Raw genomic sequence first — 18,123 nt, 5'->3', positions numbered from 1 at the left:
CGGCCGCGCGGGCGGCCTTTTGGGGCTTACGCGGGGTCTTGCGTCGGGGCGGTGTTGGGGCGTGGGCGGCGCGCGCGCCCTGCGCCGGGGCTGGTGGTATTTGCCCTGGGTGCCTTGTGCGTTTATTCCGTGTCGTGCAGCAGGTCCACGAAGTGTCGGGCCGGCGCGCTTAGCGGGCGGTCCTTGGGGATGATGCTGCCGAAAGCGGTCAGGGTGTGCTGGAGTTGGTAGGGGATGATGGCGAGCAGGCCGTGGCGGGCGTAGCGGCTGGCGACGGAGTCGGGGATGACGCCGAGCATGTCGGACTTCATGGCCAGGTTGGTGGTGGTGAGGATCGAGGCGGACTCGATCAGGCCCTTGGGCAGGGCGGTGTCGTGGGCGCGGAATTCCTGTTCCAGGACGTCGCGCATGGGGCTGCCGTGGGGCTGCAGGATCCAGGGGTAGGCCTGCAGCGCGTCGAAGCTGATGCGCTTGCGGCGCGTCAGGGGATGGTCGATGGCGGCGATGACGGACAAGGCCTCGTCGCCGATGGGGCGGAAAACGTAATGGCGCTCGGACAGGGTCAGCATGCGGCCGATGACGACGTCGAGCTTGCCTTCGTTCAGCCGTTCGATCAGCAGGTCGCTGGTGCCGGTGGAGATCTCCACGGCCAGTAGCGGATAGGTCTGTTTCAGGCGCAGCAGGGCGTCGGTCAGGTGGCCCGGCGAGGCGGCCATGATGCTGCCGATGAAGAGTTTGCCGGCGCTGCCCAGGCGCAATTCCTCCAGCTCGCGCGCCAGCGACGAGACCGTGCCGCGCATGCCGCGGAAATACCCCATCACGCATTCCCCGGCGGCGGTCAGCGCCAGGCCGCGGCCGACCCGTTCGAACAGCGGCTGGCCGATGGCCAGTTCCAGTTCGTGCAGCATCTTGCTGGCGGCGGACTGGGTCATGTTGAGCTGGGCGGCGGCGGCGCGCAGGGTGCCGCGTTCCTCGATGGCCAGCAGCAGCACGATCTGCCGCATGCGCAGGCGCGACAGCAGCGCGGGGACGTTCGGGACGCGTTCCATGATTGATCGCCTGTAGTGAACGGTTGGTGCAAAAGTTTCATTTTACGGAAACAGCGGTTGTTTCTAAGATGCAGGCATAACAAAGCCCGCTACGGGCCATAAGCCCCCAAGGAGACAACCATGAAGACTCGGCTTTATGCCGCATTGGCGGCGGGCGTGCTGTGCCTGTCCGCCGCCGCATCCGCCCCGGCGCAGAGCGCCGACTGGCCGACCCGGCCGCTGCGCCTGCTGGTGGGGTCGGCCCCCGGCGGCGGCACCGACGCCATGGCGCGCGCCGTGGCCGACAAGCTTGGGCCGATGCTCAAGCAGACCGTGGTGGTGGAGAACAAGCCGGGCGCGTCCAACACGCTGGCGGCGGACCTGGCGGCCAAGTCGGGCGACGGCCACACCATGGTGATGGGCGTGTCCACCGCGCATGCGATCGCGCCGCACCTGCTCAAGCTGGGCTACGACAACGACCGCGACCTGACGCCGGTGGTGTTCGTGGGCGCGGTGCCGAACATCCTGGTGGTCAACAACCAGTTGCCGGCGCAATCGGTGCAGGAGCTGATCGCACTGCTCAAGCGCAAGCCGGGCGAATACAACTTCGCCAGCAGCGGCTCGGGCAGCACCCAGCACATCGCCGCCGAACTGTTCAAGGACGTCACTGGCGTGCAGATGACGCACATTCCCTATCGCGGCAGCGGCCCGGCCATGGTCGACCTGATGGGCGGCCAGGTGCAGATCGCCTTCGAGACCGCGTCCTCCGTCATCCCGCACATCAAGAGCGGCAAGGTGCGCGCGCTGGCGGTGCTGAGCGCCAGGCGCAACCCGCAGCTGCCCGATGTGCCGACCATGGCCGAGGCCGGCGTCAGCGGCGTCGAGATGAGCGCCTGGTACGGCATCTACATGCCCAGCGGCACGCCGGCGGCGGTGCAGCAGCGCGTGCATGACTCGGTCAATGCGGTATTGGCCATGCCCGAGACCCAGACGCGCCTGCAGGCGATCGGCGCCGACATCAATCCGATGAGCCAGGCGCAATTCGCGCAGTTCCACCAGGCCGAGAACCAGCGCTACGCCGGCATCATCAAGAAGAACCATATCTCCGTGGAATGAAGCACAGCATGAGCAACGACCGCAACGCCGCCAAACCCGTCATCGCCCTGACGCTGGGCGATCCTGCCGGCATCGGCCCCGAACTGATCGCGCGCCTGCTGGCGCGGCCCGAGGCGGCGCAACTGGCCAACATCGTGCTGGTGGGTGATGAATGGTTGTGGCGCGAAGGCCAGCGGGTGGCCGGGGTGCAGGTGGCCACGCAGGCCGTGGCCGGCTTCGACGCCGTGCGGACGCGGCCGGACACCGGCGTGCCGGCGTGGCTGGCGATGGACACCGTGCGGCGCGAGGACGTCAAGCCGGGCCAGGCGCAGGCCCCCGGCGGCGCCTCGGTGCTGCGGGTGCTGGACGCCTGCATGGACGCGGCGCTGGCCGGCCACATCGACGCCATCTGCTTCGCGCCGCTGAACAAGCACGCGATGAAGCAGGGCGGGCTGCGCCACGACGACGAGCTGCACCACTTCGCGCAGTACCTGGGCGTGACGGGCTACTTCTGCGAGTTCAACACGCTGGGCGAGCTGTGGACCTCGCGCGTGTCCTCGCACATTCCGCTCAAGGACGCTGCTGCCGCGCTCAGCATCGACGGTATCAAGGCCGCCACGCGGCTGATCTACCAGTCGCTGCAGGCCAACGGCGTGGCCGCGCCGCGGGTGGCGGTGGCGGCGTTCAATCCGCATGGCGGCGATGGCGGCACCTGCGGGCGCGAAGAGGTCGACATCATCGCCCCGGCCGTGCGCCAGCTGAACCAGGAAGGGCTGCCGGTGCAGGGCCCGTTCCCGGCCGACACCATCTTCCTGAAGGCGCAGGCGGGCGAGTTCCAGGCCATCGTCACCATGTACCACGACCAGGGCCAGATCGCGATCAAGCTGCTGGGCTTCTCGCGCGGCGTGACGGTACAGGGCGGCCTGCCGATCCCGATCACCACGCCGGCCCACGGCACCGCCTACGACATCGCCGGCCAGGGGCGCGCCAGCGTCGACGCCACCTGGCAGGCCTTCCGCATCGCCTGCCGCATGGGCCTGTCGCACCGCGCCGCGTGCGCGGCGGCCTGAGGCGGCCGTGCTTTCCGATTCATCGCATCGTTCGATCCTTTTTTGCAGGAATCCCCATGAAGATCAAATCCGTCCGCGCGCGCGTCTTTGAATGGACCGGCAAGACCGTGCCGCCGCAAGGCAACTTCTGCTCCAACGCCATGGACCCGCTGTATTCGCCGCAGGAAACCATGAGCACCTTCCGCTTCCATGGCTGGACCGTGGTCGAGGTCGAGACCGACGACGGCATCGTCGGGCTGGGCAACGTGGCGCTGGCGCCGCGGGTGGCCAAGGCCATCATCGACCAGTACCTGGCGCCGCTGGTGATCGGCCAGGACCCGTGGGACTACGAATACCTGTGGCAGCGCATGTACCGCGCCACCCATGCCTGGGGCCGCAAGGGCGTGACGATGGCGGCGATCTCGGGCGTGGACCTGGCGATCTGGGACATCCTGGGCAAGTCGGTCGGCAAGCCGGTCTTCAAGCTGCTGGGCGGGCGCACCAAGGAGAAGATTCCGGTCTACTACTCCAAGCTCTACCGCACTGATCTCAAGGCCATGCAGGAAGAGGCCCAGACCTATCTGGACCAGGGCTTCACGGCGTTCAAGATGCGCTTCGGCTACGGCCCGGCGCACCTGCAGCGCGGCGTGTCGGAGAACCTGAAATCGGTCGAGGCGGTGCGCGAGGTGATCGGCTACGACACCGACCTGATGCTCGAATGCTACATGGGCTGGAACCTGGAATACGCCAAGCGCATGCTGCCCAAGCTGGAGAAGTTCGAGCCGCGCTGGCTGGAGGAACCGGTCATCGCCGACGACATCGACGGCTATGCGGAGCTGAATCAGCTGACGTCCATCCCCATCTCGGGCGGCGAGCACGAGTTCTCGCTGTACGGTTTCAAGCAGCTGCTGGACCGCAAGGCGGTGTCGGTGGTGCAGTACGACACCAACCGCGTCGGCGGCATCACCGCCGCGCACAAGATCAATGCCTTGTGCGAGGCCTACAGCGTCCCGGTCATCCCGCACGCCGGCCAGATGCACAACTACCACCTGACCATGAGCACGCTGGCCTCGCCCATGAGCGAGTATTTTCCGATGTTCGACGTGGAAGTGGGCAACGAACTCTTCTACTACATCTTCGACGGCGAGCCGGTGGCCAGGGAAGGCTTCATCGACCTGGACGACAACCAGCCGGGCCTGGGCCTGAGCCTGAAGACCGAATACCTGAAAGACTTCAACATCATCGAGTGAGCGCCATGACCACGACGACTGTGCCGGCGCCGCGCTATCGCGGCATCTTTCCGGTGGTGCCCACCATCTTCACCGAAGCGGGCGAGCTGGACCTGGCGGGCCAGAAGCGCGCCGTCGATTTCATGATCGACAGCGGCGTGGACGGCCTGTGCATCCTGGCCAACTTCTCCGAGCAGTTCTCGCTGTCGGACGACGAGCGCGAGGTGCTGACGCGCACGTTGCTGGAGCACGTGGCCGGCCGGGTGCCGGTGATCGTCACCACCACGCACTACGGCACCCAGGTGTGCGCGGCGCGCAGCCGCCGGGTGCAGGCGCAGGGCGCGGCCATGGTGATGATCATGCCGCCGTACCACGGGGCCACCATCCGCGTTGCCGAGGAGCAGGTGGTCGGGTTCTTCCAGCAGGTGTCGGACGCCATCGACATCCCCATCATGATCCAGGACGCGCCCGTCGCTGGCACGCCGCTGCCCGCCGCGCTGCTGGCGCGCATGGCGCGCGAGATCGCGCAGGTGTCGTACTTCAAGATCGAGACCGCCGGCGCGGCCAGCAAGCTGCGCGACCTGATCGCGCTGGGCGGCGCGGCGGTGGAAGGGCCGTGGGATGGCGAAGAGGCCATCACGCTGCTGCCGGACCTGGACGCCGGCGCCACCGGCTCCATGACGGGCGGCGGCTTCGCCGATGGCATCCGGCCGATCATCGAGGCGCATCGCGCAGGCCGCGCCGACGACGCCTACCGCCTGTATGAGCGCTGGCTGCCGCTCATCAACTACGAGAACCGCCAGGGCGGCATCCTGACCGCCAAGGCGCTGATGAAGGCCGGCGGCGTGATCGCCTGCGACGCGCCGCGCCATCCGTTCCCTGCCATGCGGCCGGAAGTGCGGCAGGGCCTGCTGGACGTGGCGCGGCGGCTGGATCCGCTGGTGCTGCGCTGGGCGCGCTAAGGCGCCCGGCCGGGGACGGGCGCGGGCGTCAAGGCACCAGCGACAGGCCGATGCGGAACTGCGATTCGTTGCGCTGGTTGTAGCCCAGCAGCGTTTCGCCGTAGCCGTTGAAGTACTGCAGGTGCAGGTAGCCGTTCATGTTGAGCCAGGTGCGCTGCAGCGGCCAGGCGAAGTCGAGCTGGGTGGTGCGGCGGCGCTGGTCGCCCTGGCGGTACATGGCCGAGACCACCGCGCCGTTGTCCTGCGCCCAGCGCAGGTTCCAGTCGACGCGGCCGGCGTAGTCGGCGTAGTCAGAGTTCTCGCTGGCCACGCCGAAATAGGCCTTGACCTTGGGCGCGAAGGTCAGCGTGCTGCCGCCGTCGAAGCGGTAGTTGAACTGCGGCTGGATGTAGGCGTCGTTGACCGAGCGCGAGTCGTCGCCGGCCTTGCCGTTGGAGTTGTGTTCGACGCCGGTGTTCATGCCCAGTCGCCAGCTCTGGTTGGCCGACTGCCACATGTTGTCCGACAGCCAGAACAGGCTGGGGTTGAAGGTGGTGTCGATGAAGGGCATGGAATCGCCCTGCAGGTCCCACAGCGAGGTCTGGGTGTAGCCCAGGTAGAAATTCTCGCCCCAGGTCGCCGGGCGGTTGCCGGACGGGCTGAACAGGCGGTACTTGGCGCTGATCTGGAAGCGCGCGGTGGTCTGGCCGCGGGTGCCGATGTCGAAGTACACCGGCTTGTATTCCGAGATCGCGCTGCGGAAATGATCGAAGGCTGACTGCTGGTAGGACGAGACGGCCACGGTGTCCGGCGCCGGTCCGCCCTCGGGCGACGCGCCGGCCGCGGTGACCACTGCCGGCGGCACGGGCTGGCCGGTGCGCGGATCGACCACGGGGCCTTGCGCGGGCGTGCTGGCCAGCGTGCCGCTGTCGCGGCCGGTGGCGTCCAGCGCCATCATCGCCGGCTGGCCTTCGATGGCGATCGCCTGCAAGCCGCGCGCCGTGGCGGGCACGACGGCCGTCCACGCCATCCGCGCGAAATTGTTGACCGGCACGCTGTAATTGGCCTTGTCGCCCTGGAGCTTGGCCAGGCTGCGCACGATCTGGCCGTCCTGGCCGCGCCATTGCAGCACCAGCTCTGGCGGGGCCTCCCAGGTGGCGCGGGCATTGCCTTCATTGAAATACACCGCTTCGATGGTCACGGTGTCGCCGGGCGCGGCCGAAGGACGGTCAAGCCGGTAGGACACGCCGGCGGCGGCGGTGCCGGCCAGGCCCAGCGCCAGGGCGGCGGTCAGGGTGCGCAGGGGAAGGGCGATGCGTCGGGACGGAGTCATGGGAGGCGGGTGGTATCTGTGACGCTGCAATGTAGCATCGGCCGGGCCTACATTTTGTAAGTCGGGCTTATCGGATGTAGGACTTGCAACAGGGTCGCGGCAGCGTGGACGCGCCGCGGTGTGCATCCGGCGGGGCTGGCGCGCACGCCGGCGCCCGCGACTGGCCGATCGCGGCGCCCCGCAAGGCAAGCGGCCCCGCGCATCAGCGACGATGCGCGGGGCCTCTTGTCCCATGGCGTGCGGTTTATTCGCCGAACTTGATGCCCTGCGCCAGCGGCAGGTTGCGCGAGTAGTTGATGGTGTTGGTGGCGCGGCGCATGTAATTGCGCCAGGCGTCCGAGCCCGACTCGCGGCCGCCGCCGGTTTCCTTTTCCCCGCCGAAGGCGCCGCCGATTTCGGCGCCCGAGGTGCCGATGTTGACGTTGGCGATGCCGCAGTCGGAACCCGCGGCCGACAGGAAGGTCTCGGCTTCGCGCAGGTCGTTGGTGAAGATGGCCGACGACAGGCCCTGCGGCACGCCGTTCTGTAGCGCCAGCGCCTGGTTGAAGTCGCTGTAGCGCATCACGTACAGGATCGGCGCGAAGGTCTCGTGGCAGACCACGTCGGTCTGGCCGGGCATCTCGGCGATGGCGGGGCGCACGTACCAGGCGTCCGGGTACTGGTCGGCCAGCACGCGTTCGCCGCCCGTGACCTTGCCGCCCTGTTCGCCGGCGGCCTTGAGCGCGGCCTGCATGGCGTCGAACGAGGCGCGGTCGATCAGCGGGCCGACCAGGTTCTTGCCGTCCAGCGGGTTGCCGATGGGCGCGCTGGCATAGGCCTTGTGCAGGCGCTGCAGCAGATCGTCGGCCACGCTTTCGTGCACGATCAGGCGGCGCGTGGTGGTGCAGCGCTGGCCGGCGGTGCCGATGGCGCCGAAGACGATGCCGCGCGCGGCCATGTCCAGGTCGGCGGTGGGGCCGACGATGATGGCGTTGTTGCCGCCCAGTTCCAGCAGCACGCGGCCGAAGCGCTGCGCCACGCGCGGACCCACCTGGCGGCCCATGCGGGTCGAGCCGGTGGCCGACACCAGCGCCACGGTGTGCGAATCCACCAGCGCCTCGCCGATGTCGCGGCCGCCGATCAGCACTTCCGACAGGCCGGCCGGCGCGTCGCCGAAGCGCTGCAGCGCCTGCGCGAACAGCGCCTGGCAGGCCAGGGCCGTCAACGGCGTCTTTTCCGACGGCTTCCAGACCACCGCGTTGCCGCACACCAGCGCCAGCGCGGCGTTCCACGACCACACCGCCACCGGGAAGTTGAAGGCGCTGATGACGCCCACCACGCCCAGCGGATGCCAGGTTTCCATCATGCGGTGGCCGGGGCGCTCGGAGGCGATGGTCAGGCCGTACAACTGGCGCGACAGGCCCACGGCGAAGTCGCAGATGTCGATCATTTCCTGGACCTCGCCTTCGCCCTCGGCCAGGATCTTGCCGGCTTCCAGGCTGACCAGGCGGCCCAGTTCGCGCTTGTGCTGGCGCAGCACTTCGCCGAACAGGCGCAGCAGCTCGCCGCGGCGCGGCGCCGGCACGTCGCGCCAGGCCAGGCTGGCCTGGCGGGCGCGGGTGATGGCCGCGTGGGCCTGCGCCACCGTGTGCTCGTGGACCTGGGCCAGCTCGGCGCCGTCGATCGGGCTGCGGGCGACGAGCGTGCCGCCGGTCAGGGTCGCGGGGTTGAGGCCGAGTGCGCGCAGGATGTCTTGGGGCGTGTCCATACCGGTTCCTTGGAGATGCCGGCGAAGGGGCGAGCCTTCGCTTAAGGGTTATGCCTAAGTGGCGATTCTGGAAATAAATTTACTATACGAAACTCCAGCGCGAAATGCGAAACCTTTTTTGAAGGCGATGCGCGTGTCAGAACCCCTGCTGCTAGTCGAGTCGGTCACCAAGACCTACCAGCGCGAAGGCCAGCCCGACCATCTGGCGCTGGCGGGCATCGACTGCCGCCTGGAGCGTGGCGAGGTGCTGGTGGTGGTGGGGCCGTCGGGCTCGGGCAAGAGCACCTTCCTGCGCACCCTCAACGGGCTGGAGCGCATCGACAGCGGCACCATCCGCGTCGATGGCGTCTCGCTGACCGACCCGGCCACCGACGTCAACCGCTGGCGCACCGAGGTCGGCATGGTGTTCCAGCACTTCAACCTGTTCCAGCATCGCACCGCGCTCGACAACGTGGCCCTGCCGCAACGCGTGGTGCGCGGCCGCGACCGCGCCCAGGCCGAGCGCTACGCGCTGGAACTGCTGGACCGGGTCGGCATGGCCGACTTTGGCCCGCGCTATCCCAGCCAGTTGTCCGGCGGCCAGCAGCAGCGCGTGGCGATCGCCCGCGCCCTGGCGATGGACCCGAAACTGATGCTGTTCGACGAAGCCACCTCGGCGCTCGACCCGGAAACCGTTGGCGGCATCCTGGAATTGATGCGCGCGCTGGCGCGCGACGGCATGACCATGGCGGTGGTGACGCACGAGATGGGCTTTGCCCGCGACGTGGGCGACCGCGCCCTGTTCATGGACGCCGGCCGCGTGGTCGAGTCCGGCACGCCGGCTGAAGTCTTCGGGCAGCCGAAAGAGGCGCGTACCCGGGCTTTCCTGGAAAAGATCCTGTAGCGGGCCGTCCGGCCCCGGCGCCATTGCCGCACGCATTTTTGCATCGCGCAGTTTCCGCATTAAGTAGTCTCCGCCACACGCAGTCTCCGCCACACGCAGTCTTCGCATCACGCAGTCTTCGCATCACGCAACGAGCGCCACGCAACGAGCATCACGCAACGAGCTTCACGCAGCACACCGCATCCGCATCAGGCAGCAACCGCAGCAAGCAACAAGCAGCAAGCAGGGCCGGCCCGGCCTGACCGGGCGCCGCCGGCACCAGGTGTACGCCCGGAACGACACATGTCATCCATCTTGAAGGGGAAGCAAATGCTGAAAATCAAACAATGGCTGGGCGCCGCCGGCGTCGCGCTGGCCGTTACCGCGATGGCGCAGCCCGCCCGCGCCGACGAACTGTCGGACATCATCAAGCGCGGTGAACTGCGGGTGGCGGTGCAGACCTCCGGCCCGCTGATGAGCTTCATGGACAAGAGCGGCAAGCGCACCGGCCTGGCGGTCGAAGTGGCCAAGCGCATGGCCGACGACCTGGGCGTCAAGCTGGTGCTGCAGGACTACGAGTGGAAGGGCCTGATCCCGGCGCTGCTGTCCGGCAAGGCCGACATGGTGGCGGCCGACATGACGCCGACGCCGCAGCGCGCCGCCCAGGTGCTGTTCTCGGCGCCCATGTTCTACGCCGACACCGTGGCCGTGGTGCCCAAGGATTCGCCCTACAAGTCGTACGCGGAACTGGACAAGGACGGCGTGACCGTCGGCGCGCTGGGCGCCAGCACCTATGCCGAGGTTGGCAAGAAGATGCTGCCCAAGGCCACCCTCAAGGAATTCTCCGGCGGCAGCGCGCCGGTCGGCCAGGCGCTGTCCACCGGCCGCCTGGACGCCGGCATCATGTCCCTGTCCACCGCCAACCAGTTCCTGGTCGACTTCGGCAACCTGCGGGTGCTGGACGGCATCATGGTGCGCGAACCGCTGGCCTTCGCCGTCGGCCCCAATGCCTTCCGCCTGAAGTTCTGGCTCGACAACTGGCAGACGCTCAAGACCGCCGACAACACATTGCCGGAACAGGTCAAGTACTGGTATTCGACCGACTGGAAGAAAGACCACTGATCGCGCGCGCTTCCCACCACTGACCGACAGGATCCGCATGGACTGGCTGATCGACTACTACAACTGGCGCATCGTCAGCCAGTACACGGGCCAGTTCGCCACCGGGCTGGCCAACACCCTGATCGCGGCCGGCGCCAGCCTGGTGCTGTCGGTGCTGGCCGGCATTCCGCTGGCGCTGGCGCGCATGTCGCCGCGCGCCGCGGTCTGGCGGCCGGTGGCGGGCTACGTGCAGTTCATCCGCTCGACCCCGCTGCTGGTGCAGATCTACCTGGTGTATTACGCGGTGCCGATGCTGGTCCCCGGCGCCAAGGGCTGGAGCGAGATGCTGCTGGGCATCCTGGCGATGACGCTGCACCACGCCGCCTACATGAGCGAGATCATCCGCGTCGGCATCGAGTCGGTGCCGCGCGGCCAGATCGAAGGCGCCAAGGCCTGCGGCATGAACTACCACCAGCGCCTGCGCTACGTGGTGCTGCCGCAGGCCTTCGCCAACACGCTGCCGCCGCTGCTGGGGCAGACCGCGGTGTTGATCAAGGACACCTCGCTGCTGTCGCTGATCACGGTGTTCGAACTGGTGGCCGCGGGCGTGCAGATGAACAGCGACCGCATCGTGCCCACCGAGAGCTTCCTGACCATTGCCGCCGGCTACCTGCTGATCTACGCGGTGATGCTGATGCTGTCACGCGGCGTGAGCCTGTGGCTGGCCGGTCCGGCCTGGAACGCGAGGTAAGCATGCTGGATTCCTACCTGTCCACCGCCGGCGTCGTGCTGCCGTTCCTGCTCAAGGGCTTCTGGGAGACGCTCAAGATCTCGTTCCTGGCGATCATTGCCGGCTCGCTGCTGGGCTTCGTGATCGGCGTGATCCGCAGCTACCGCATCCGTGGCCTGCATCAACTGCTGGGGCTGTACATCCACGTGCTGCGCGGCACGCCGTTCCTGGTGCAGCTCTATATCTTCTATTTCGTGCTGCCCAGCACCGGCATCGAGCTGCTGCACTGGGACTCGGGCACGGCAGCGTTCGTGTCGCTGTCGGTCTACACCTCGTGCTACGTGGCAGAGATCGTCACCGGCGCCATCCGCGCCGTGCCGCGCGGCCAGACCGAGGGCGCCATGACGCTGGGCCTGCGGCCGCTGCAGATCCTGCGGCTGGTGATCCTGCCGCAGGCCATGCGCCTGATCGTGCAGCCCATGAGCGGCGTCTACGTCATGCTGATCAAGAGCACCGCCATCCTGTCGGTGGTCGGCATCACCGAGCTGACGCGGCAGGGCGAGGTCTTCATCATCACCTTCCCGGCGAAATCGCTGTTCATCTACGGCATGATCGCCGCCATCTATTTCCTGTACTGCTACCCGCTGCTGCGCCTGGCCACCTGGCTGGAGAAGCGCCTGACCGGCGGGCTGCAGGGCGCCGGGCTGAACTAGGCCCGCCCACATCGACGAGAGTCCCGCACGGGCCCTGACCCACGACCATGGCTACCGAGTACATCGACACCTACTACAAGCGCACGCTGGGCGATGCGCAGACCTGCTACCCGCCGCTGGCGGGCGCGGCCGAGACCGACGTCTGCGTCGTCGGCGGCGGGCTGGCCGGCCTGACCACCGCGCTGGAACTGGCCCGCCGCGGCCGCGCCGTGACGCTGCTGGAGGGGCGCCGCGTCGCCTGGGGCGCCTCGGGCCGCAATGGCGGCTCGGTGTCGCCGGCGTTCTCGGCGGGCGCCGACGCCATCCGCAAGCACGTCGACGAGGATCACTACCGCCAACTGTACCGGCTGTCGATGGAGGGCGTGGAGATCATCCGCGACAACATCCGCGACCTGCGCATCGATGACGCCCACAAGGTCGACGGCCGCCTGCGGGTAGTGCGCTACGAGGCCAGCGACGCGCTGCGGCGTTATTGCGAGGACCAGTGGCGCGACTTCGGCCGCGACGTGCGGCTATTGAACCGCGCCGAGGTGCGCGAGCGGCTGGTATCCGACGTCTACTTCCAGGGCATCGAGGATCTGTCCTCGTTCCACTTCCATCCGCTGAACTACGCCCGCGCCCTGGCGCGCGAGTGCGCGCGGCTGGGGGTGCGCATCCACGAGGATTCCGCGGTCACCCAGGCTCGCCTGGAAGGGGCCGCCAAGCAATTGCGGACCGCCGCCGGGCAGGTCGACGCGCGCACCGTGGTGCTGGCCACCGGCGGCTATACCGATGGGGTGGTGCCGGCGTTGCGGCGGGCCATGCTGCCGATCGCCACCTACATCATGCTGACCGAACCGCTGGGCGAACGGGTGCGCGAGGCCATCCGCACCCAGGCCGCCATCGGCGACGACCGCCGCGCCGGCAACTACTACCGGGTGCTGGAGGGCGGACGCATCGGCTGGGGCAGTAGAATCACCACCCGTGGCGACGATCCGCCCGACCTGGCCGAGTCCCTGCGCCGCGAATTGCTCAGCGTCTATCCCCAGTTGCAGGGGCTGCGCGTCGAGACCGCGTGGTCCGGGCGCATGGCCTACGCGCGGCACCTGATGCCGCAGATCGGCAGGCTGGCGCCCGACGTCTGGTATTGCACGGCCTTTGGCGGGCACGGCATGAACACCACCGCCATCGGCGGCCGTGTCGTGGCCGAAGGGATCTCCGGCGACAGCCAGCGTTACCGGCTGTTCGAGCCCTTCGGACTGGCGTGGAACGGCGGGGCGCTGGGCACGGCGGCGGTTCAACTCACATATTGGTCTTACCAGGCGCGCGATTGGTGGCGGGAGCGGCAGTCGCGGGCATGACAGGGTGTACAGATGCAAGGCAACAAACAGAGCGTGTTGGCACAACGGCTGCGAGCCCTGCGCCAGGCGCGCGATTGGACGCTCAAGCAGGCGGCGCAGGCCACCGGCGTGTCCACCTCCACGCTCTCGAAAATCGAGAACGGCTTGCTGTCGCCCACCTATGACAACCTGATCAAGATCGCCGCCGGCCTGGAACTGGACGTGGCCGAACTGTTCACCGCGTCCGACGCGCACATGGGCACCGGCCGCCGCAGCCTCAGCCGCCAGGGCGAGGGCCGCCAGTACGAAACCCCGTATTACGACCACCGCCTGCTATGCACCGCGCTGTCGCACAAGCGCATGATGCCGTTCCACACCCGCGTCAAGGCGCGCTCGTTCGACGAATTCCAGGACTGGAGCCGCCACGGCGGGGAGGAATTCGTCTACGTGCTGGAAGGCGAGGTCGAGCTGTATACCGAGTTCTACGAGCCGGCGCGGCTGAAGGCGGGCGAGAGCTTCTACATCGACAGCCGCATGGGCCACCGGGTGATCAGCCTGAGCAAACAGGACGCGCTGGTGCTGTGGGTGTCCACCCACGCCGACCTGGGCGAGGAATGAGCGGTTCTTCCCGCTGATAAGCCTGGGCGCGCGGGAGGGCGCCGCCACGTCCCGTCCGCAACAGGGTAAAATGCGCCGCCCGGACATCTTCCGGGCAGCCACACGCCGCGCGGCAGTAGCTCAGCTGGATAGAGCACGGGCCTTCTAAGCCCGGGGTCGGGGGTTCGAGCCCCTCCTGCCGCGCCAGAAAGCCTAATAATTACAATAGCTTAGGGCCTCTTCAAAAACGCTGCGATGTTAAGCGTTAGAACAAAAAAGCCCGCGTTAGAATTTCACTCGGTTGCCGAAGCCGTTTTTATGCGTCGGCGGTCGTAGTGTCGATGGGTCGTCGCGGGGTTCGCGTGGGCTGCAAAGTCGTATGCGTCGGCGTCTCGATTTTGAAGCTTCGCAGTGATTGCCGCCGGCCGGATATCCTGTAGGTTGAAGTACATGGGGTGGCTGGTCAGCGTCGATTCTTCCACCTTGTCGTCATAGGTGCTGATCCAGGCCAGCATGGCGTCCTTCCAACTGGAAGCCCAACCCCAGCGCGTGTAGCTCTTGGCCCGGCGTGTGGGCGCGAACAGGTACGGGCTGCTGCCCGCGTCCTCGCGTTCCAGGGCTCGGCGGACTACGCAGTGGAGCCGCTTGGACCAAAGGCGCTCTTTCTCGGTTACCACTTCACCCTTTCGCCGCTTCGTTGCCACGACGCGCACCGCATCCTTGTGCAAACCCGATTTCAGGAAGGGGCGGGTTTCTGATGAGCGAAATCCGGTGAGATAGGTGAACATCGCAGCGCAACCCATCGTGCGGTAGTTCTGCCTCTGCTTCAAGCTCCACAGGTAGAAGCGCAGGATCAACCGGCGCGGTACAGCCTTCGATTCCGTGTTGCTGCGGTTCTTCATCATGTTGATGAAGGGGTTAGCCGCGAGCAGGCCCCAGCGGACACCATAGTGGCAGATGACAGAAAACTGGCTGATTTCCTTGTTTGCCTTGATGGGGGCGCCGCTGCTGGCGCGGTCTTCCAGGTACTGATAGCCATGTTGCGTTGTAAGCTGGGAAGGGTCCATTCGCCCGAAAAAGCTGGTGAGGTTGGAGTACATCGCCTTTCGGATTTTCCTGCCGTCCTTCGATTGGTCCGCGTAGTAGACCGGGTCCACCAGCAGTTCAAAGCGCTCAATCATTTCGCCTACCGAGTTGGCAACCACAACTCCCTGCTGGATTTCTATGGCCTCGCGCATCGCCTTGCGCTCGGCGTCGAACCTGCCTTCGCGGTCTCCGATTTCGCTGGAAGCGAGGGTTTGCGACCTCCCGTCAACATGTTTGTAGATCCAGCTAATACGCTGCGCGCCGACGCGCTTGTACAGTCTTTGAATGCGTGTTTTCTCCCAGGTGGGCAAAGGCGTCGCGGTTCGGCCCTTGCGAGAGGCGGGCTTTCTGGTTGCCATCGGATATTCCTAATTTCCGGTCTCGGTACGCCCGCATGACTCGCGGGATACCGGTATTGCCAATGACGAAGGGCCAGCCGTTTCGCGTGAGCCAACGCTCCATCATCTTTTTCTGATTCGGCTTGCATTCAACAAGCGCAGCGAGTTCAGACGCTGATAGGTACTCTTCCATTCAGGTCTCCAAAGCAAAGCCCGCATGGGGCGGGCTTTCGGGGTGGCGGTGATGACTGGGGCGCACGGTCATCATTGGAGGAGGCGCCTGGGCGGCGCTGTTCGGCATGGACATGTTTCCCTCGCATTGGGCAATAGAAGCCCCGCCCGCGCCATTTGGGCGGGTAGGGCATAGGGTGGTGTGGGGTTTACCGCTGGGCGCGGTGTGAAATGTGCTGGTTCAGCCGATCGAGGCAAGCGCGGCCGAGCTTCACCAGGTCGGCGTCAGTGGGCGTCAAGCCGTTGGGCGTCGCGATCATTTCTGCCAGGCGGTCCAGGGTGCCGATGATGGCGCCCCGTGGCAGGGCAGAGGCCCAAGGCTCGTAGCCTTGTTCCCCGCGCCCCGATGGCGCTTGACGCAGGCCGAACGTCCAGCGGCTACCTTCGATATCCTCGGCGCCGGCCAGCACGGCTTGAAGCACGGTGCGGTAGGCGATAGCGGCCACCTCGGCGGCCATGGTCTGGGCCAGGGTGACGCGGGCGGGGGCGGCGTACATGCCCGTCCTGCGGATGCTGGGCAGCACTTCGTGCGTGACCCAGCGGCGGAAACGGTGCGGCAGTGTTCCTGGCTTGATCGCATCCCGGCAACGCAGAACCAGAGTGTCTAGACCGGGCCTGGAAATGATGGCGACGGTTTGGGGGCCGCCAAGGGTGTCAGTTGAACTTACACCCTTTTCATCGTCATCCAACGCCTTGAGAGCCATTCGGGAGTTCGTGAGTTTCAGTACCCTGCAAACGTCGGCAGCGGCGAACCACGGCTCGCCGTCGCGCACGAAGATGCGCACGGGGTGACCTTCGAAGGTGTAAGGGGACTGGCTGAGCGCAAGCGCGCCTTGAGATTGGGCCATTGGTGAGCACCCTTTCTGTTCAAGCGGTGGAAAACCGCCTACCCGACGCCAATCGGGCGGGCGGAACCGTGCAGGTTGGCGTGCCGGGAACAGGACCGGTGAGCCTTGCGGCTCCCCACACGGCCCGCCCAAAGAGGACTTGCCATGCTGCGGACAAAAAAAGACGCCACAAAACTTCTGTGGCGGTTCATCCGCCTGTTCTGTCCGGGACGCCAATCCCGATATCTCTGCTATTGCAGCGATGAGCAGACGGTAAACCCGTGGCAGGCGGACGCGAAGGTCAAAGCGTCCGATTGATTCGGGTGTAATCTTGCATATCAGCCGCTCAAAATGCTAGGACGGGTGGCTTATGGAAATGGCACATTGCGCTGCTTATGGCCTGGATAACCGGGCCACCTCCAACAGCGCATTGACCAGGTCAATACGTTCGCCTAACCAACGGACGTTGGTAACGCACCAGCTATTGCCCAGTGCCTTGTAGCGAGGCCCATCAGAATCCCGCACGCGCCATTTTCCGCTGCTTTTTGCACGCCGTACTAGCAGGCCTTCCGCCATGCACTGTTCAGGCGTCTCGTTGGCGTCCATGTTCCTCCAACCGCCCCAGCCTGGTATGCGCGTGTAGCCCCGCGGGAAGGCTTGGAGAGCTTCGCATTCCTCTGGAGTGAGGCGGCGGACTTGCATGCCGTAGTGGATGGCTCCGACGCCTATGCCGGCGCGGCCGCCGTTCGGGGTCAGGAGAGCATTTGCAGTGCCGTCGGACCTGGTTTCGAGCTGGTGGGAGTCGCCACGGCCGCGTATGGCCAGAGTGGTAACGGCTTGTGCGATGGCGGGTGCGTGCGCCCCGGCGGCCAGAGGGTGGCAAGGATCTCCCGGCTTCTGGTTGCTGCCGTTTTGGGCGCTGGTGATTTGCGTGGTGTCGAAGGGGAGGGCGACGAGAGGCGTACCCCGGCCGGTGCCGTCCTCGCTCGCGTCGAAACCTTCGCCACGCAGGCTGTGCGCGATCAAGGTTTCCGATGATGGGTCGAACCGGGAAGTGCCATACGAGCCCGTGGTGAGGCACTTCGCCACGAGCAAGCCAGCGTGCGCATCCTGCTGCGTGGCGCTTCCTGCGGCTCGGGCGTTGCCTTGCAGGGTGCAGGCGACGAGGCCGCCGTCGCAGTCGAAGTCGGTCCCGAGTCCGCCACCGCCTTGAGCGCGTGCGCTAAGGGTCGGGGAAGGGACTTTCCCCGCCTCGCGGCTCGGCGCAGGATTCCCCGACAAGCTGTAGCGCTCAAATAGAACCGCTGCGGCACTTCGCCAGTCTCCAAGATATCCGACAACGAAGACACGACGGCGCCGCTGGGGTACTCCAAAGTATTGAGCGTCAAGAACTCGGTAGGCGTACCCATACCCGAGTTGGCCCAGCATCCCGAGGAAGGTTCCAAAGTCCCTGCCTTCGTTGCTCGACAAGACACCGGGGACGTTCTCCCATACCAACCACTTGGGGCGGTACTTTGCAGCAATGGCACCAAAGGTAAGCATGAGGTCGCCACGCGGGTCATCCAGTCCTTTTCGGAGTCCTGCGACGCTGAAAGATTGGCATGGGGTTCCGCCGCAAAGAAGGTCAATAGAGGCATCAGGCCATTCCTTGTATTTGGTCATATCGCCCCAGTTGGGCGTATCGGGGTAGTGGTGGGCGAGGACAGCGCAGGGGAACGGCTCAATTTCGCTGAAGGCGACGGCTTTCCAGCCGAGCGGGCTCCATGCCACGCTTGCCGCCTCAATGCCGGAGCAAACGGATAGGAAGCGCATTTGGGTTTTTATCGATATTGGAATAGGGGGGCGAAGCTATTGCGGGTGGCTTAGCAGCGCTAATTAAGTTGGATCGGGATAGCAC

At 66.5% G+C, this 18,123-nt stretch carries 16 protein-coding genes and 1 tRNA gene; 11 read left to right on the top strand and 6 right to left on the bottom strand.

Annotation, left to right across the window (positions count from 1 at the left end; translation table 11 throughout):
* Positions 1–122: 122 nt before the first annotated feature.
* Positions 123–1,049: a LysR family transcriptional regulator gene (locus tag ABFG95_RS07035; RefSeq protein WP_068981435.1), complete on the bottom strand. Its 927-nt coding sequence runs from the start codon at positions 1,047–1,049 to the stop codon at positions 123–125.
* A 120-nt stretch (positions 1,050–1,169) separates the two neighbouring features.
* Between ABFG95_RS07035 and ABFG95_RS07030 the strand changes: the two genes are divergently transcribed.
* The 4 genes from ABFG95_RS07030 to ABFG95_RS07015 are packed head-to-tail and all read left to right on the top strand — an operon-like array spanning position 1,170 to position 5,363.
* Positions 1,170–2,144 (top strand): tripartite tricarboxylate transporter substrate binding protein, encoded by a 975-nt coding sequence (locus tag ABFG95_RS07030; RefSeq protein WP_278992241.1) that lies wholly within the window; start codon positions 1,170–1,172, stop codon positions 2,142–2,144.
* Between the two features lie 8 nt (positions 2,145–2,152).
* Positions 2,153–3,193 carry a 4-hydroxythreonine-4-phosphate dehydrogenase PdxA gene (locus ABFG95_RS07025; protein WP_238908891.1) on the top strand — a complete coding sequence of 347 codons (1,041 nt, stop codon included), beginning with the start codon at positions 2,153–2,155 and terminating at the stop codon, positions 3,191–3,193.
* 56 nt (positions 3,194–3,249) lie between these two features.
* Complete coding sequence (locus ABFG95_RS07020) at positions 3,250–4,422, top strand: L-rhamnonate dehydratase (RefSeq protein WP_278992240.1); 1,173 nt, start codon at positions 3,250–3,252, stop codon at positions 4,420–4,422.
* A gap of 5 nt (positions 4,423–4,427) precedes the next feature.
* Positions 4,428–5,363 (top strand): dihydrodipicolinate synthase family protein, encoded by a 936-nt coding sequence (locus ABFG95_RS07015; protein WP_278992238.1) that lies wholly within the window; start codon positions 4,428–4,430, stop codon positions 5,361–5,363.
* Between the two features lie 28 nt (positions 5,364–5,391).
* Here ABFG95_RS07015 and ABFG95_RS07010 read toward each other — a convergent pair whose 3' ends face one another.
* Together ABFG95_RS07010 and ABFG95_RS07005 are read right to left on the bottom strand one after the other, a co-directional pair.
* Entirely contained in the window at positions 5,392–6,675 is a 1,284-nt protein-coding gene (locus tag ABFG95_RS07010; RefSeq protein ID WP_068953147.1) for a phospholipase A, read from the bottom strand.
* Positions 6,676–6,919: 244 nt separating this feature from the next.
* Positions 6,920–8,422, bottom strand: coding sequence for an aldehyde dehydrogenase family protein (locus ABFG95_RS07005; RefSeq protein ID WP_054503198.1), 1,503 nt, complete (start codon positions 8,420–8,422; stop codon positions 6,920–6,922).
* A 127-nt stretch (positions 8,423–8,549) separates the two neighbouring features.
* Between ABFG95_RS07005 and ABFG95_RS07000 the strand changes: the two genes are divergently transcribed.
* From ABFG95_RS07000 to ABFG95_RS06970, 7 genes are all read left to right on the top strand, one after another.
* On the top strand, positions 8,550–9,305 hold the full coding sequence (locus tag ABFG95_RS07000; RefSeq protein ID WP_054503318.1) for an amino acid ABC transporter ATP-binding protein: 756 nt from the start codon (positions 8,550–8,552) through the stop codon (positions 9,303–9,305).
* 309 nt (positions 9,306–9,614) lie between these two features.
* Entirely contained in the window at positions 9,615–10,406 is a 792-nt protein-coding gene (locus tag ABFG95_RS06995) for an ABC transporter substrate-binding protein (protein ID WP_049072791.1), read from the top strand.
* 37 nt (positions 10,407–10,443) lie between these two features.
* Positions 10,444–11,136, top strand: coding sequence for an amino acid ABC transporter permease (locus tag ABFG95_RS06990; protein WP_006390517.1), 693 nt, complete (start codon positions 10,444–10,446; stop codon positions 11,134–11,136).
* 2 nt (positions 11,137–11,138) lie between these two features.
* Positions 11,139–11,828 carry an amino acid ABC transporter permease gene (locus ABFG95_RS06985; protein WP_049072792.1) on the top strand — a complete coding sequence of 230 codons (690 nt, stop codon included), beginning with the start codon at positions 11,139–11,141 and terminating at the stop codon, positions 11,826–11,828.
* A 47-nt stretch (positions 11,829–11,875) separates the two neighbouring features.
* Positions 11,876–13,168 (top strand): FAD-dependent oxidoreductase, encoded by a 1,293-nt coding sequence (locus ABFG95_RS06980; protein WP_348995678.1) that lies wholly within the window; start codon positions 11,876–11,878, stop codon positions 13,166–13,168.
* 12 nt (positions 13,169–13,180) lie between these two features.
* A complete protein-coding gene (locus tag ABFG95_RS06975) occupies positions 13,181–13,765 on the top strand; it encodes an XRE family transcriptional regulator (protein ID WP_049072794.1) in 585 nt (194 codons plus the stop codon).
* A 109-nt stretch (positions 13,766–13,874) separates the two neighbouring features.
* Positions 13,875–13,951 (top strand) — tRNA-Arg (locus ABFG95_RS06970).
* 86 nt (positions 13,952–14,037) lie between these two features.
* On the opposite strand, the gene ABFG95_RS06965 is transcribed toward ABFG95_RS06970, so the two are convergent.
* The 3 genes from ABFG95_RS06965 to ABFG95_RS06955 form a co-directional block, all read right to left on the bottom strand.
* Positions 14,038–15,189, bottom strand: coding sequence for a hypothetical protein (locus ABFG95_RS06965; protein WP_348995677.1), 1,152 nt, complete (start codon positions 15,187–15,189; stop codon positions 14,038–14,040).
* Between the two features lie 359 nt (positions 15,190–15,548).
* Positions 15,549–16,247 carry a BRO family protein gene (locus tag ABFG95_RS06960; protein ID WP_348995676.1) on the bottom strand — a complete coding sequence of 233 codons (699 nt, stop codon included), beginning with the start codon at positions 16,245–16,247 and terminating at the stop codon, positions 15,549–15,551.
* Positions 16,248–16,619: 372 nt separating this feature from the next.
* Entirely contained in the window at positions 16,620–18,038 is a 1,419-nt protein-coding gene (locus ABFG95_RS06955) for a DNA cytosine methyltransferase (RefSeq protein ID WP_348995675.1), read from the bottom strand.
* Positions 18,039–18,123: the final 85 nt, after the last annotated feature.

The sequence above is a fragment of the Achromobacter sp. HNDS-1 genome (assembly GCF_040084795.1).
Lineage (GTDB): Bacteria > Pseudomonadota > Gammaproteobacteria > Burkholderiales > Burkholderiaceae_B > Achromobacter > Achromobacter ruhlandii.
Note: the sequence above shows the minus strand (reverse complement) of the source record. Positions and strands in the feature narration are given on the sequence as shown.